This window comes from Aliivibrio thorii (assembly GCF_057368585.1).
Window position 1 is genome coordinate 1,224,656 of sequence record NZ_CM170655.1, and the last position, 14,960, is coordinate 1,239,615.

Annotated in this window: 16 protein-coding genes; 9 read left to right on the forward strand and 7 right to left on the reverse strand. The window is 37.0% G+C overall.

What is annotated here, in order from left to right; genetic code table 11:
• Positions 1 to 60 precede the first annotated feature (60 nt).
• Positions 61 to 1,707 carry a P-loop domain-containing protein gene (locus tag AC2IP4_RS19690; protein WP_486310929.1) on the reverse strand — a complete coding sequence of 549 codons (1,647 nt, stop codon included), beginning with the start codon at positions 1,705 to 1,707 and terminating at the stop codon, positions 61 to 63.
• A 167-nt stretch (positions 1,708 to 1,874) separates the two neighbouring features.
• Between AC2IP4_RS19690 and AC2IP4_RS19695 the strand changes: the two genes are divergently transcribed.
• From AC2IP4_RS19695 to AC2IP4_RS19705, 3 genes are all read left to right on the forward strand, one after another.
• Entirely contained in the window at positions 1,875 to 2,108 is a 234-nt protein-coding gene (locus AC2IP4_RS19695) for a hypothetical protein (RefSeq protein WP_375320574.1), read from the forward strand.
• Between the two features lie 183 nt (positions 2,109 to 2,291).
• Positions 2,292 to 3,707 carry an FAD-dependent oxidoreductase gene (locus AC2IP4_RS19700; protein ID WP_375320573.1) on the forward strand — a complete coding sequence of 472 codons (1,416 nt, stop codon included), beginning with the start codon at positions 2,292 to 2,294 and terminating at the stop codon, positions 3,705 to 3,707.
• A gap of 187 nt (positions 3,708 to 3,894) precedes the next feature.
• Complete coding sequence (locus AC2IP4_RS19705) at positions 3,895 to 4,272, forward strand: hypothetical protein (protein ID WP_060993724.1); 378 nt, start codon at positions 3,895 to 3,897, stop codon at positions 4,270 to 4,272.
• A gap of 18 nt (positions 4,273 to 4,290) precedes the next feature.
• On the opposite strand, the gene AC2IP4_RS19710 is transcribed toward AC2IP4_RS19705, so the two are convergent.
• The 3 genes from AC2IP4_RS19710 to AC2IP4_RS19720 all read right to left on the reverse strand — a co-directional run bounded on the left by AC2IP4_RS19710 (position 4,291) and on the right by AC2IP4_RS19720 (position 8,684).
• Positions 4,291 to 4,911, reverse strand: coding sequence for a hypothetical protein (locus AC2IP4_RS19710; RefSeq protein ID WP_486310930.1), 621 nt, complete (start codon positions 4,909 to 4,911; stop codon positions 4,291 to 4,293).
• Between the two features lie 67 nt (positions 4,912 to 4,978).
• A complete protein-coding gene (locus AC2IP4_RS19715) occupies positions 4,979 to 7,336 on the reverse strand; it encodes a fatty acid cis/trans isomerase (protein ID WP_486310931.1) in 2,358 nt (785 codons plus the stop codon).
• A 109-nt stretch (positions 7,337 to 7,445) separates the two neighbouring features.
• Positions 7,446 to 8,684: an L-lactate MFS transporter gene (locus tag AC2IP4_RS19720; protein WP_375320570.1), complete on the reverse strand. Its 1,239-nt coding sequence runs from the start codon at positions 8,682 to 8,684 to the stop codon at positions 7,446 to 7,448.
• A 313-nt stretch (positions 8,685 to 8,997) separates the two neighbouring features.
• Between AC2IP4_RS19720 and AC2IP4_RS19725 the strand changes: the two genes are divergently transcribed.
• The 4 genes from AC2IP4_RS19725 to AC2IP4_RS19740 all read left to right on the forward strand — a co-directional run bounded on the left by AC2IP4_RS19725 (position 8,998) and on the right by AC2IP4_RS19740 (position 12,020).
• Positions 8,998 to 9,549 (forward strand): DUF3332 domain-containing protein, encoded by a 552-nt coding sequence (locus AC2IP4_RS19725; RefSeq protein ID WP_375320569.1) that lies wholly within the window; start codon positions 8,998 to 9,000, stop codon positions 9,547 to 9,549.
• Positions 9,550 to 10,077: 528 nt separating this feature from the next.
• On the forward strand, positions 10,078 to 10,443 hold the full coding sequence (locus AC2IP4_RS19730; protein WP_105056003.1) for an NADH:ubiquinone oxidoreductase: 366 nt from the start codon (positions 10,078 to 10,080) through the stop codon (positions 10,441 to 10,443).
• A 132-nt stretch (positions 10,444 to 10,575) separates the two neighbouring features.
• Positions 10,576 to 11,580 (forward strand): response regulator, encoded by a 1,005-nt coding sequence (locus tag AC2IP4_RS19735; RefSeq protein ID WP_375320568.1) that lies wholly within the window; start codon positions 10,576 to 10,578, stop codon positions 11,578 to 11,580.
• Positions 11,580 to 12,020, forward strand: coding sequence for a PAS domain-containing protein (locus AC2IP4_RS19740; RefSeq protein WP_105056005.1), 441 nt, complete (start codon positions 11,580 to 11,582; stop codon positions 12,018 to 12,020). Before AC2IP4_RS19735 ends, AC2IP4_RS19740 begins: the two co-directional genes overlap by 1 nt.
• A gap of 41 nt (positions 12,021 to 12,061) precedes the next feature.
• Here AC2IP4_RS19740 and AC2IP4_RS19745 read toward each other — a convergent pair whose 3' ends face one another.
• Positions 12,062 to 12,370, reverse strand: coding sequence for a DUF496 family protein (locus tag AC2IP4_RS19745; protein WP_060993732.1), 309 nt, complete (start codon positions 12,368 to 12,370; stop codon positions 12,062 to 12,064).
• Between the two features lie 111 nt (positions 12,371 to 12,481).
• On the reverse strand, positions 12,482 to 12,889 hold the full coding sequence (locus tag AC2IP4_RS19750; RefSeq protein WP_375320567.1) for a bactofilin family protein: 408 nt from the start codon (positions 12,887 to 12,889) through the stop codon (positions 12,482 to 12,484).
• A gap of 155 nt (positions 12,890 to 13,044) precedes the next feature.
• Between AC2IP4_RS19750 and AC2IP4_RS19755 the strand changes: the two genes are divergently transcribed.
• Together AC2IP4_RS19755 and AC2IP4_RS19760 are read left to right on the forward strand one after the other, a co-directional pair.
• Entirely contained in the window at positions 13,045 to 13,707 is a 663-nt protein-coding gene (locus AC2IP4_RS19755; protein WP_375320566.1) for a YceH family protein, read from the forward strand.
• Positions 13,708 to 13,712: 5 nt separating this feature from the next.
• Positions 13,713 to 13,997, forward strand: coding sequence for a GIY-YIG nuclease family protein (locus tag AC2IP4_RS19760; RefSeq protein ID WP_375320565.1), 285 nt, complete (start codon positions 13,713 to 13,715; stop codon positions 13,995 to 13,997).
• On the opposite strand, the gene nadE is transcribed toward AC2IP4_RS19760, so the two are convergent.
• Entirely contained in the window at positions 13,994 to 14,824 is an 831-nt protein-coding gene (gene nadE, locus AC2IP4_RS19765; protein ID WP_375320564.1) for an ammonia-dependent NAD(+) synthetase, read from the reverse strand. The genes AC2IP4_RS19760 and nadE overlap by 4 nt on opposite strands.
• Between the last annotated feature and the right edge of the window lie 136 nt (positions 14,825 to 14,960).

Sequence of the window (14,960 nt, forward strand, 5' to 3'; positions counted from 1 at the left end):
TAAATATGAAGGGTGGGATACAAAAAACCCCCGTAATCGGAGGCTTAAAATAATAGAAAATTACTTAAAGTCAGCTATTCGCATTCTATTCAATGTTGCCATTACTTCAATCACGCGAGGTTTAGCTAAGTCACCATGTTTAGGCATTAATTCGTGCCAATTATCGTGAAGTTGTTGAGCAATAAACTCAACAGGATTTAATTCCCAGCCAGGTGTTTGAGATAATTGGAACCACATCCAGCCAATGGCGTGAACTTGTGCAGATGATTGCAACTGAGACATTGCAGTAATATCAACTAACTCACGACCAAAGCGTAGTGTATTCTTGTTTCTTGCTTGAATACGGAATTTACCTTCTTGCAGGATAGCCTGAAGAGAAGATCGGTTTAGTTGACGAGTTTGAGTTGGAAGCAAATGCTCGGAACCTTCTCTTACACGTGTAGTCGGGTGAGAAACAACAACTTCTTTTGCTTTTTTAGTAACGTCTACTGCTTGATAGTCGTGCATTTGAATAACGGTGTCTGCCACATCAAGGTAATCACCAGACCCCCCCATAACAAGAATAGTAGACACGCCCATCTCGTCGCGCAGCTGACCAATGCGATCTACTAATGGTGTAATAGGCTCAGCGCCATTATTTACTAATGATTGCATACGTTCATCACGGATCATGAAGTTAGTCGCTGAGGTATCTTCATCAATCAACAATGTTTTTGCTTGGGCTTCTAGTGACTCTTGAAGCCATGCAGCTTGTGATGTAGAACCAGAAGCATCTTGAGTTGAGAAACACGTCGTATCTTTATCCATAGGCAGGTGATTAATGTAGTTCGATAGGTTCAAATTGTGAACACAACGTCCATCTTCTGCCTGAATTTTCGTTGTAGATGATTCAGTCACAATGTATTCGCGGCCATCACCAGGAATGTGATCGTAAATTGAACGCTCTAATGCATTCAGTAATGTTGATTTACCATGAAAACCACCACCAACAATAAGCGTAATGCCTTTAGGTATTCCCATGCCTTTAATTAAGCCACGGTTAGGTGTTGATAATTCAACTTCAAGAGACGCTGGACTTTGAAATGCAATCGCGTCTTTCATTGGACGATCATTATTACCTGCAATACGAGGTAAAATACTACCATTTGCAACGAAAGCCACTAAATTATGCTCAGCTAACTGACGACGCAGCGCAACTTGATCAACGATAACTTGGCAGTGCGTTTTTAGCTCTTCAATTGGTAATTCACGAGCTAATAAAGTACGACGAACGTATTTTGGCATATGGAATGTCAAAATATTAATCGCGCGTTTCGCTAAGATCTCACGACCATCAGCCGGTAGGTTCATGTTATAACGAAGTTCAATACCTTCTTCATCAAAAATAACTGAAGTATGGTCTAAAACAGTTTGTCCTGATAATGCAATAGAGAGCGTTGCGTCTTTTTCAAGTAGCGCACTAAAATGACGAGCTAGGAAATCACGAGCAGCACGTTGATAATCAAGAGAGGTCTCTTGTAGCCACTGAAGATGAGTTAGAGACCAAGCGCGTTTCGCTCGAAGACGAGAAGGCGGAGCGTATGGGTCAGATTGAACGTTATCAATATACAAAGTGAAGTCGGTAAAATCGTACTCACCTTTAATAGAGGTGTAGCTACGGTAATTTCTTTTTTCTAATTTTTTTAGTTTGGCTTCAAGCTGTTCCATTACATTCACATTATCAAATAAAGTTGTGAGGAGTATAACAAAAACACAGTCATAATAAGAACATCTTTCCTCTTGATGTTGAAAATAACTCTAAGACTATTGGCTAATTTACATATTTACGACTTTCAAGTCATAGTAGTGCTAATAATACGTAAAGGAGTACTGCTGTGAATGTTATTGTAACCATTTTGGAAAACCTCTTAATCGGGATAGGGATTATCTGTCTATTGTTTGCTATTACTCAATATGGAAGAAGAACCTCTGATTGGAGTGGTGCGTGTATCTTATTTGTTAAGCGAATAGAGTTATCAATCCAAGAGCATAAATGGTATCGCATTGGGGTTAGTTCGTTCTTTCTTGGTGTTGTGGTTCGAATTCTAAATCTAACCTTTTGGGGATAGATAGTTACTCACAGTTATCCACAATTTCTGTGGGTAACTATTTGAATAACAGGTTAACGAATTGAATATTAAGGCTATAAAGCGTGAGGCAAGCTTTTTTTTACTATATCCTATTATTTTTTTGTGACGCGAAGTAAAATAGTTAAGTCAATAAGAAAATAGCCTTGGATAGATAAAAATAAGATGGATAAAACGTACCCACGTAAGAAAATAGCTATAATTGGTGGTGGTATTGCCGGCTCTAGTATTGCTATGTATTTATCACAATATGACGTTGATCTTGAGGTGTTCGAGCAGGGCACTAGTTTGGTCAACGGCCCACCTATTTGCCACCTTCATGCTGGAGGTAATCTATACAGAGAGATCTCCGATGAACAATGCATTGCTTTATTAACAGAGTCTATCGAAACTGTTCGTTATTTTCCTCATACCGTCAACATTCGTCCTACCGTTATTGCCGTCCCTAAAAATGACCCGGGGCAACCTGAAGAATTACTGCCAAGATTGAAGTTATTACAACAAACCTATGAACATTTAATCCAACAAAATGGCGCTAATGAAGTATTTGGGCCGTCTGAAGAGTACTTTAAAACATACAATAAAGAGGATTTAGAGAAAATTGCACAATGTACACCGACGCCAACCCCAGAATCTCTTGATGATTGGTTAATTGCATTTGCAAATCAAGTCGATTTAAATGAATTAAAATATCCAATAGCACTAGTGCAAGAGTATGGTTTGAGTGTATTCCGTATGGCTGCAACCGCGCAACTGACGTTATCGAGTCTAGATAATCTCACTTTACATTTCTCTTCAAGTGTAAACAAGCTTTCAAGAACTGAAAATAAAAAAGAGCAGTCAGTATGGAAACTCAGCTATTTATACTCAGAGCAACAATACGCTTGTGAATTTGATTATGTCATTAATAGCGCAGGTTTTAAAACAGGAATTATTGATGATTTAGCCAAAAAGCATAGGAAGAGACTCGTTGAATTTAAAGCCGCTTATGTGGCTCAATGGGATAAACCACAATTTGGTAAATGGCCTGAAATTATTTTCCATGGTGAGCGTGGAACACCACAAGGTATGGCGCAGTTTACCCCATATCCAAATGGTTATTTTCAACTGCATGGTATGACGGAAGAAATCACTTTATTTAAAGGTGGTTTATCTGGATCTTGTGATCTGTCAGCACAACCTAAGCTACCAGAAGCATTCAATAAAAAGCTGACTACGGGTTGGGATGTATTACTTCAAACAGAGAGAACCCAAAGGGCGATTAACCACCTTTCGCAATTTATGCCAGACTTTATTGAAGCAACGCCAGCTGGTAAGCCTTTATATGGTGCACAGCAGATCCCCGGTGGGGATGTCACATTACGAGCTGCAAATATCTCTTATACGGAAGATGGGTATTTCAGAGCGGAGATAGTTAAAGCTTCTTCAGCAATTGAATGTGCTAAAGAGATTAAGCGAGTGATTAAGCTGACTAATAAGGTATCTATCATTCCTGAGTTTAAGTTACTAGATATTGAAAAAGAAGCTGAAAGGTTAGCGACAGAAAGAGGGTATCCAATAGAATTAGCTCAAGTCTATTAAATAAAAAGGATGTGACAAGAGCGTATAGTGAATTATTTTATTTACATTTAAGGTATGTATAGATTTGGTTAATTACTAACTGAACCAAAATATATTATGGCATACGGTGTAAAAGGCGGATAATTTTATTGAATTATCCGCCTTTTTTGTTGAAAATAGGGGCATAGCGACTTCTTCAGGGTGATATGTGGAATTTTTACTGAAACGCCGTTGGCCTAGATTTGAATGTAAAAAATCGGTTAATGCGAAAATATTTTGGGCTCATCGTTTAATGCCATTTGTCAGTGTGAAATTGATGGATGTTTCAAAAAAAGGCTTTGGATTTACTAGTGAACGAAAATTACAAGAAGGGAGTTGTGAATTAAGAATACGCTCTTTTCCAAGTATGATTGGCGACATTGTTTACCGAAAAGAATGTAAAACAGAGCAAGGAGAAACGCATTATCAATATGGGTTTTATTTGAGTACTCAGTTACATAAAACCCAAATAGAAAATTTAGGCTGTAAAGGGGTCATTAATTTAGAGCATATTGTCAAGGAATCAGAGAAAGAACCTTTGGGATAATAGTAACATTAGGTTTGTTTAATATTGAAATAAAGCAAAGCAAAGAAAGTACTTAAGTAAGGCATGCTGTTGGTTCGACTCTAATGGGTGATATATAGAGTGATTAAGGCATGCTAGCTTAAACTTCTCCCCAAGTATGTTTGCAAAATTCTCTTCTGAAGATAAATTTTGAATCCCTTGCTCAGCATAAGGCTCATTAGCTAGTGGCAAGTGACCGCTCCACCAATGATATAGTGTTTTACTGCTGCGAGTTCTATCAAACCAGTGGTCACATAATATCGCTACGTAATCTTCTTTTTTCAGATCGCCATCGTTAAGCAGTTTGTTAATCGCAAGCAATATTTGTGTTTTAGCTTCCGTTTTTGCATTTAGGAATAAGGGATAAACACACCATACTTTTTTAGTGTCGATTAATAGCGTGTAGATATAAAGGTGATGATCAATATCATGTAAAAAAAGCGAACAATTAACCTGTTTTCCTTCCTTCGTAGCTAAAGAGGTTAGTCGACGATGAAACGCAGAGCTTAAATGAGCAGGTGACATTCCCCTGTTATGGATTGTTGGGTAATGATGTTTACACAGTGCTTTGTAATCATCACTGAACGCATCAAGAGAATGTATAAATAGAGACTCTATCAAGAAAAATTCCTTTTAAAAAAACAAGTGTGCCTGAATTCACTTGCTTTTCAATGATCAACAATAAGAATTAGCGATTTTCAAAGCGATTGTAATCTAGCAGTCCCGCTTCTATCGGGTAATGCTTTTTATACCACAGGATTAGTTCATCACTGTAAGCCCAAAATTTATCTGAGCTGCGTCTAATTGCAAAGTTATCGAGAAGTTTAACATAATCCTCCTCAGTACTAATGCGACTAAGTTCGCTAACAAAGCGAATTAATTGAGATTCTTTCAATTCTAGAAAGGCGGCAGGGTAACTACCAACGACACCATATAAAATAGAGAAGTGGTCAAGCTTAGGATCTCGATTTTTTTCTTCATTAAATAATGAAGAGATGTTTTTATGAGCACTGGTATTTAATAAAGTAAAAAATTCACTGCGCTCATCCGAATTAGCAATAATCTTTATTGTTATGATTTGCGGTAAATGCTGTAAGCCATTGCCTTTAATCTTATTTATTTTCTGTAACGTGTGTTGTGAAATACTCTCTAAGCTTGAGTTTGCTACGTTGTAACGTTTTGATGTGTTAGTACCAATATGTTTACGCAGTAAAGAGAACAGTTCAGCTTTAGGATTGTCCGTCACATATTGAATCTTTGTTGGTTGGTCAAAAGGTTGAACATCACGCTGCATATATTTACTTAGTTGTGGTGGTGGGTTTTGATACCAACTTTGCCACTCTTCTTGACGGGTCTCTTTTGGTAATAAGGTTAAGAAATTACTTTCCCCCTCCATTCGTAAGAAGTCCATATACATACGTGTCATTAACTGGTGGCCAAAATTCCCATAAACATCAAATCCTGCGACTAACAAGTAATGAATGCGTTCTAATAAAGCATAATCAATGATCCACGCGGTTTTTGGTGTAGGGCCGTTTAACCCCTTAATAACAGAAGCACTATCAAAATGGCGATAAATAGTTAATGCAGCATTATCATTATTTTGACCACCTCTCCAAACAAGCTCTGGTGTTAAGTGTTGTCCATTATCGAATACTTGGTTTAAATAAGTATTTTTCGCTTCCAAATAACGTGCTTGATTACGTGAATATTGAATCCAACTAGTGATCGGAACCGTTGTACTGTCTAATTCAGCAGGAAGCGTTAAGTTATTTTTTTGTTCTTTATAAAACTTTTCGACTCCGGGATTATCCGCTTTTTCAGGATCAACAAAGAATACCCAAAAGTGATCGTTAATGACATTTAAAGCTAACTGTCCGCGACAAACAGGGCCCTTAATGAATCCTTGAATAGTATCTTGTGCTTCATCTAGTAAATAGTGGTAACGAGAATTCACCGGTAAATCTACAAATGTGGTTAGTGGATTTGCTGCAATATCAGTAGAATAACTAGGAAGTTTAGTTACGGTGTAACTAGAGTCGACAAACCATTGTTGCCATTTCTCAAATCGAGATTGGTCAAGTAAATAGGGCATATGTGTTTTATCAACAGTAGTACTACGAACTGCCGTTATACGATAATAAACTCGTTCAACTTTCGGGTTATCGTAAGGTCGACGAGTTGCAATAAGAGAGATAGGCTCTCCTGGTGGAGTTGCAGAGCGTACCAACTTAAAAAAACGTAGCGTAGTAGGGTCTGTTGAAAAATACAGGTTATTTAAAAATAAATGCTCAAATAGATAACGACTTGTCAGTTGTTGCTTTAATGAATCGCCATTAAAGAAAGTTTCCCAACGTGTGATTTTTGTAATTTCATCCTCCGTTAAAGGGGCTATATCACTCATTTTTGCGCCTTGTTTAAGCCATGACATAAGTAAGTCGTGTTCTGGATTACTTAGCTCTGGCATTCCATAAGGCATTCCCCTGTTTGGATACTGAGATTCATAATCTGCCATTTCCTCAATGGTTGGGCACTGTTGCTCACGATCGATAGAGAAATCATAACCGCTTAATTGGACTTGATTTTCTAACGGATTATTCTGTTTTAGAGTTAACATGCGAGCCATAACACTGGCGTCAGTATTTGCGATTTCAGTTTGCTCACGTTCATTTAAAATAGAAGTAAATCCAATATCACGCCATTCTTGAGTTATCTGAGCATCTTCAAATAGGCGCGTAGGGTTAGCTGCAACTAACCGTGTGCCTTGGTATATAGGTGATTTGTGAGCACCGCGATCTATTCCCTCAGCAGAAGACATTTTCAATTGGCAAGGTGCGTCATAGCAGGCATGACAAACTACGCAACGTTTATCAATAAGAGGTTTAATGTCAGCTAAATAATTTAGGCTTTCAGGAGAATTATATTCATGCATTCTTTGTTGAACATTTTGTTCACCGAATAATTGATCATAATTATAACTTGCGTAGGTTGCACAACCCGAGAATATAACGACAAAGAAAATAATTAATGAGCGTTTAGAAAGCATAAGCACATCCATGAAATAAAGAGATAGTGTTATTGTAATAATAAATAAGGAAAAAAACAAAAAGCCCGCTTACCTACTGGTAAACGGGCTTGATTTTATTAAGAATTTATTAAGCAGTAGCAGGACTTAGCTGTTGTGCTTTTTCTTCAGAAATTGGTTTTGTAACGAGTGCTAAAACAATAGCAACACCAACCATTACAGCAGAGATAGTGTAAGCAAGTGCATAATCACCGCCTTGAGTCATTGAATAACCAACAACAGCAGCACCGATAGCACCACCGATCCCCCATGATGTATAAAGAACACCATAGTTTGTACCGTAGTTTTTCAGGCCGTAGAATTCAGCAGTTAGTGACGGGAATACAGCAAGAAGTGTACCGTAACCAACAGCTGCAACAGCAGTACCAACGATAAGCATTATTTCACTATCATACATGCTGAATAACGCCATATTTGCACCTTGTAGAACAAATGCGATAAGTAGTGTTTTAACACCACCAATTTTATCTGAAAGCATACCTGCAGCAACACGACCGCCTGAATTGAACACAGCAAGAAGAGACGCTAAGTAAACTGCATTTGGAAGGTTAGCTTGCATGCTTGCGATCGTTGTGATGTTACCAATGATCATAAGACCAGCTGAAGCAGCAAATGCATACATAATCCATAGAGAATAAAATTGAGGCGTTTTAAGCATTGCTTTCCAGTTTAAATCCATTGGTTTACGTGTAGCAACAGGCGCTTTTCCTGCTTTTACTTTTGGTTCTTCAGGTTGGTAGCCTTCAGGTGGATTATTAATTGTTGTCGCTAGTGGAACCGCAATAATAAGGATTGCTATACCAAGAACTAAAAAGCTAGTTTGGATGCCGTACATTGAAATAAGTGCAGAGGTTACAGGTGCTAAGTAAATAGCAGCAAGACCAAAACCTGCAGCGATTAAACCGTTAACCATACCTTTCTTAGAAGGGTGAAACCACTTCATAGCAGAAGGAGCAAGGCATGCGTAACCAAAACCAATACCAGCACCAGTCATTACACCAAATGTTAAGTTCAATATAAATACTGTGTCAGCAAAGCTTGATGCGATCATACCTAGGCCAACTAAAATTGTACCGAAGATAAGAATTAAACGTGGACCCATGCGATCTTGAAGAATACCTGCAACTAAAAGGCAGATAGAAAAAGTGATTGTTGCAGTCGCATAAGGTTGAGACGCTTGTGAAGCGGTCCAGCCCATATCAGTAACAAGAGCTTTGTTGAATACGCTCCATGCGTAAAGAATTCCCAAACATAGGTTAATACAGAAGCCTGCTAGCAGGATACGCATTGCTTTATCGATATTTTTCATCGCAATCTCAGTGAGTTGAAAGTTTATTACAAGTAAATGTATGTTTTTTTATGGTTCTTTCTTAGAAATATGACGTTCGTCACGTAAATCTGCGCGGAGTTTATCAGTACTTCATAGGTATTGGAATAGTTTGTATGAAAATTACACCACATTTTTTCAATCTAATATTGCAAATTTGGCATCATCATTAAATTGACGATTAGTGGCATTTTATTGTCAGGATTCTATAAATTTCTGATCTTAAGACTTTTTTTATTATCATTTGCTTGCTAATATCCGCCGCGTAAAACATTACTATAAATATGAGAAAAATATGAACATTAAAAAGATTAAAATAGCAGTAGCAGTGGCACTAGGCGTAACAACATTAACAGGCTGTATGGGTCAAATGGGTGTTTCTAAACTTGTTGCTTTTGGCAACCTTAAGGCAGTAGATAACCGTTATGCTCGTGAAGGTTTATACATCCTATTAGCACCTGTATATGGTGTTGCAGCATTTGCTGACCTTTTCATCTTTAACTCAATTGAATTCTGGACAGGCAAAAACATCATTACTGGTAAAGGTCCTGCAGTTGTTGATACAGATGTTGGCGGCGCGGTATTTAAAGTAAATGACAAAATTGATTCGTCGATGACTAAAGCTCCAGTTGCTCCACTTCAAGTTAACAACAATGTAAAAAGTACATCGTTTAAGCAAATCGACGAAAACACATTAGAAATGCACGTTGCGTTACTTGATGGTACACAACAAGTTTTACGTGGCGAGAAGACGGATGATAGCGTTGCTTTCTATTTAGATGGTAACTACATCACAACAGTACAAGTTGAAGAATTAGAAAATTACGTAGCAGCTTCTCAAGCTTAATTTCCTAAACTTTTCTTTACTAGTAAAAAGCACTCATTTTTGAGTAATGCCGATCAGTTAGTCACTTTATTGAGTAATTATGCACTATTTATTCAATGTCTAATAGATATGGCAAAGTACCCGTTAAGAGAGTGAAAGATAGATACAACAAGGGCTCCAGAATGATTGTAATAAATTCGTCTGAAGCCCTTGTTTTTATTGATGTTCGCTTAACTGACTGGCATTACTCATTTTTGAGTGCTTTTTTTGTATCCGCTCATAAAAAATACATTTTTTTCAAATTATTTTTTTACCGAAAATTAAGTGTATTTAACAGAAAATTTACACTTTGCGTGCCACTTTTAAGACATTTATATTTAACATAGAGCTTATTATTTTTTAATGGCATAAAACGACTTTTTGGTAACATATATTTCACATTTAATATTTTTCCATATAGTTGAATTTAAAAAGAAAAGCGATAGAATATAGCGTAAACAAAGATTTCAAAATTGAAAGGATGCTCTCAATTAATCTTCGAGGTGTATTATGAAATTATTCTTTATCTTCTTAGTGTCAACATTAGGTGGCGTTGCTGCTGCCGAGCATTTTCATTCTTTTATTTTAGGCTTAAGTATTGCGTCTTTAGCTGTTGGGTGTTGTCATTGGTTTGCGTTTAGAACTACACGATACCCACAAATGGCATTACTACTTCTTATGCTAGGTTTATTTGCTAAGATCGCAGTAACAATTACTGGTGTTATTGTTAGTATGGAGGCGGATTTAATTACGTCACCGTTTATTTTTTCAGTGTCTTATTTGTTCTTCTCTATTGTCGCAACTTATCTTTGGTTTAGAATTAAAGATGCAAAAATATCAGCACCATTACTTAAAAAGCGTCAAGAGATAGCTTAAATTAAACCAAAAAATTCAAATGAAAAGAGGAGCTTTAGCTCCTTTTTTTCGTTTTTTTATTATGCTGTATCGTATCTATGAATTAGATTTCTTGCTATAGTATTGATAGTTTTATTTTATAAGGGTTCCCAGATGGCCATTTCCATCTTAATTTGTGATGACTCAGCATTAGCACGCAAACAGCTTGCGCGAGTTATACCTTCATCATGGGGAGCTAAAATAGAGTTTGCTCACCATGGTTGGGATGCAATTGCCAAACTTGAAGCAGATGCGTTCGATCTTTTGCTTCTTGACTTAACGATGCCAGAGCTTGATGGTTATGGTACGTTAGAGCAAATCAATATTCGTAAGCTTAATACTCAAGTTGTTGTTGTCTCAGGTGATATTCAGCCAAAAGCACAATTACGAGTTTCTGAGCTTGGGGCAAAAGCCTTTATAAAAAAACCAGTAGATAAAGCGACACTAATATCAACATTAACTTCAATCGGAATCAATCCTGAACGTCAGTTAATGTATTCGTCACAAGCTGCAATGCAGATTCAATTACGCCGTAGAGATATATATTTAGAAGTGGCGAACGTTGCAATTGGTCGCGCAGCAGATTCTTTAGCTCGTCACTTCGATGTGTTTGTTCACATGCCTTTACCCAACGTTAATTTATTTGAAATGAGTGAATTACAAATGACATTACGTCATTTAGCCAGTAATGAAGACATGTCGGGTGTATGTCAAGGTTTCAGTGGTGAAGGTATCGCTGGCGAAGCGTTAGTGTTATTAAGTGATTCAAGTGTGAGTGATCTTCTTAAACTAATGGATTACCCAGAATCAGGTGATACAAGTTTAGAATTAGAGTTATTAATGGATGTTTCTAACATCTTAGTTGGTGCATTCCTAAAAGGGGTAGGCGAGCAAGCAGAAGTTCGTTTTTTTCAAAGTGCCCCTGTATTACTTGGTCAGCATATTTCCGTTGATAGCGTAGTTGAATCAACAAAAGGCTCATTTAATCGAATTATGGCATTTGAAGTCAGTTACAATATCGATGGAACTAACATTAAATGCGACATGTTACTGATGATAGTTGATGAATCTTTGCCTATCTTAGATAACAAACTTGCTTACTTATTGGATGATGAATAATGAATGGTATTCCTGCTGAGTTTGAGCAATTTCATTGGATGGTCGACATGGTGCAAAATGTTGATGTTGGCTTAATTGTAGTAGATAAAGAATTTAATATTCATCTTTGGAATGGGTTTATGACTCATCACAGTGCTAAACAAGCGCACGATGTTATGGGGACATCATTGTTTGATGTATTCCCTGAAATCAATGAAGATTGGTTTAAAGCGAAATCGAAACCTGTTTTTGAATTAGGTGCACGTAGTTTCGTTATTTGGCGACAAAGACCTTATCTATTTCGTTGTCGTAATGTAAGGCCGATTACTCAACAAAGTGAGTTCATGTACCAAAACGTCACGCTAAATCCAATGAGGAGTACAACAGGGGAAATAAAATCGATGTTTCTTGCTGTAGAAGATGTGACTTCTGAAGCGTTAGCTGAAAAAATGAATCAATAAAAAATGGAGGCTAATAAGCCTCCATTTTTATATCTTCAGTATTATTTATTTGCTTTTTTATCAGCTTCTGTAAGATCGCGGATCTTACGGCTAATGTCACGACGAGATTTTGAAATTTCAGCGCTTTTAATGATGTGGTCATCTACACGGTCTTCGTAATCAGCTTTCATGTTTTGTACAACAGCAATGATTTCGTCAGTAGACATAGTAGGGTGAATATAATCAAGCATGTTTTCTAGCAATGTTACACGCTTTTGGTTATCACGAATTTTCTTTTGGTTGTCTTGTAATTCACGTTTTAGTTTATTTTTACGACGAGCTTGGTTGATAATTTCAAAAACGTTGTTCATTTTAATTTCCTATAATATTTAATAGCTACTATCTTGATTAAATCATAAATGCAGTAATGAAAACAATAACAAGATCAATACAGTGCTAAAAAAATTGAATTAAGCCATTTATTAACTGGCTTTACTTTTTTGTTCATTTTCTTGATTGTTTGGAGAAAGTTTTGTTACTTTTTCAACATCAACAATCTCACGGTTTTCACCGATAAGCAATCCACCTTTTTCAATCGTTAACTGCTGAGTTTGCATTGTGCCTTTAAATTTTCCTTTAGGTTGGATATTTACTTCTCCCCCCTGACACGTACCTTCAACTAGTCCATTGATTAATACTAATCTTGCTTTGATATCACCTTGCACTCGACCTGTCGGAGTAATTATTACTTCTGCATCTGTAATGATATTTCCTTGAATGAAACCATCAACTTGAATGCTTTGCTCTGATTCGATATTGCCAATAGTACGACAACCTTTAGCGATAATGGATAAAGAGGCAGAGGTAGATCGACTACTAAAAAGGCCCATGTGTGTTTCTCCAATTGATATTAAACTAACGAAAGAATACTATCATGAATAGAACAGGGGATAGCTACTAATTACAGAGTTAACAGTAGTATTTGGTAACAGTGCTCACACTTTTTATCGTATGCATAATCGATTAAAGTAGAAGGAAGTAAAGAATGAGAATTATAAACCAAGCAGAAATTCGTGTTATTGGCTGTTTAATTGAAAAAGAGATCACAACACCAGAGCAATATCCATTAACACTCAATGCATTAACGACGGCATGTAATCAAAAGAGTAACCGTGACCCGGTAACATCTATGACGGATTCAGAGGTCCTTGATGCAGTTAATTTACTAATAAATGATCGACTTGTGACTGATGAAACTCGTGGTAATGCAAGAGTAGCTAAATATCAGCACCGTTTTTGTAATACTGAATTTGGCAGTCTTCAACTATCAAAACAAGCAATAGCTATTTTGTGCGTATTATTTTTGCGAGGTCCTCAAACTCCGGGCGAGCTACGCACTCGAACTCAGCGTTTATGTGACTTTGATAACGTTGCTCAAGTAGAAAGCGTATTAAATAAATTATGCTCAGAAGACGCATCTCCAAAAGTCGTGAAACTTGAGAAAGAACCAGGGAAACGAGAGGCAAGATATGGCCATTTGTTCTGTGGTGCAATAACAGACAGTGTTGTTCTAAATCATACTCACACTGATTCAGAGCAAGTTAGTAATGACAATGGACAAAGACTCGATGAGCTAGAACAAGAAGTGACTGCACTACGAATTGAAGTCGCAGAACTAAAGCAATTAATCAACGATGTTTTAGCTTAGTTAAAGTGACTAAAGCAAATACAGAGTGGAGTATCTATTTAGTTCGAACTCGGCTAGATACTCTATATTGCGGTATTACTAATGACTTATCTCGTCGCTTTCTAATGCATCAAACAGGGAAAGGAGCGAAATATTTAAGAGGTAAAGGACCTTTAACGCTAGAGTGGTCGTATCAAGTCGATTCAAAATCACTCGCGCTACGATATGAATACCGTATAAAAAAAATGACCAAAGCCTCAAAAGAAGCATTGGTCAATAAAAGTGGAAGTCTTCCTGTTCTTAGCGACTAATCGTAAATCGTTGGAATAGGTAGACGCTTATGCTGAGACAGTTGATAGATTCTAATTAATCTTGCCTCTGCCTCGGCATCAATTTTTTTGCCTTCCAAAAAGTCATCAATTTGATCATAAGTGACACTTAGTGCATCTTCATCTGCTTTTTGTGGTGCTAATTCTTCTAAATCTGCAGTTGGTACTTTTTTTACTAATTGTTCCGGCGCGCCCAGTGCTGCGGCAACTTTTCTAACTTGACGTTTATTTAAGCCAAATAAAGGGGCTAAATCACACGCACCATCACCAAACTTAGTATAAAAGCCTGTAATGTTTTCAGCAGAGTGGTCGGTACCTAATACTAATCCACCAACATAACCAGCGACTTCATATTGTGCGATCATACGTGCTCTTGCTTTTACATTGCCTTTTACAAAGTCGACTTTAGATTTATCTGTAGGTAATAAACCGCTTAATTCAAGTCCAATATGATTTGCAGTATGCAAACCATCAACACCGTCTTTTATATTGATACTAATAGAATGGCTTGGTTGAATAAAAGAAAGAGCAAGTTGAGCTTCATCTTCATCTTGTTGTACTCCATAAGGCAAACGAACGGCGATAAATTGATAGTTTGATGATTGAGATTCTTCATTTAACTCATTCACTGCAATTTGTGCTAAACGGCCACACGTGGTTGAGTCAACACCACCACTGATCCCAAGAATCAACGATTTACAATGAGATTGAATAAGCTTAGATTTAATAAAATCGACACGTTGCTGTATTTCTTGAGTCGGGTCAATTGATACTTTTACTTTCATTTCTTCAACAATCTGCTGCTGCATTCTCATTCCTTTACTCTATTGAGACAGTTCACACTTAATTGGAATAATCATACTGAATTTAACCAATTAATGACAGTTTAATAGCGTTATGGGATGGTCATCGACACAATTTTCACTTATGCTAATTAATAATATC

Excerpts from the sequence above, each read along its gene's own strand:
- AC2IP4_RS19690 (WP_486310929.1), bottom strand. The coding sequence starts at position 1,707 with ATGGAACAGCTTGAAGCCAAACTAAAAAAATTAGAAAAAAGAAATTAC.
- AC2IP4_RS19700 (WP_375320573.1), top strand. The coding sequence starts at position 2,292 with ATGGATAAAACGTACCCACGTAAGAAAATAGCTATAATTGGTGGTGGT.
- AC2IP4_RS19715 (WP_486310931.1), bottom strand. The coding sequence starts at position 7,336 with ATGCTTTCTAAACGCTCATTAATTATTTTCTTTGTCGTTATATTCTCG.
- AC2IP4_RS19720 (WP_375320570.1), bottom strand. The coding sequence starts at position 8,684 with ATGAAAAATATCGATAAAGCAATGCGTATCCTGCTAGCAGGCTTCTGT.
- AC2IP4_RS19725 (WP_375320569.1), top strand. The coding sequence starts at position 8,998 with ATGAACATTAAAAAGATTAAAATAGCAGTAGCAGTGGCACTAGGCGTA.
- AC2IP4_RS19730 (WP_105056003.1), top strand. The coding sequence starts at position 10,078 with ATGAAATTATTCTTTATCTTCTTAGTGTCAACATTAGGTGGCGTTGCT.
- AC2IP4_RS19735 (WP_375320568.1), top strand. The coding sequence starts at position 10,576 with ATGGCCATTTCCATCTTAATTTGTGATGACTCAGCATTAGCACGCAAA.
- AC2IP4_RS19740 (WP_105056005.1), top strand. The coding sequence starts at position 11,580 with ATGAATGGTATTCCTGCTGAGTTTGAGCAATTTCATTGGATGGTCGAC.
- AC2IP4_RS19745 (WP_060993732.1), bottom strand. The coding sequence starts at position 12,370 with ATGAACAACGTTTTTGAAATTATCAACCAAGCTCGTCGTAAAAATAAA.
- AC2IP4_RS19750 (WP_375320567.1), bottom strand. The coding sequence starts at position 12,889 with ATGGGCCTTTTTAGTAGTCGATCTACCTCTGCCTCTTTATCCATTATC.
- AC2IP4_RS19755 (WP_375320566.1), top strand. The coding sequence starts at position 13,045 with ATGAGAATTATAAACCAAGCAGAAATTCGTGTTATTGGCTGTTTAATT.
- nadE (WP_375320564.1), bottom strand. The coding sequence starts at position 14,824 with ATGCAGCAGCAGATTGTTGAAGAAATGAAAGTAAAAGTATCAATTGAC.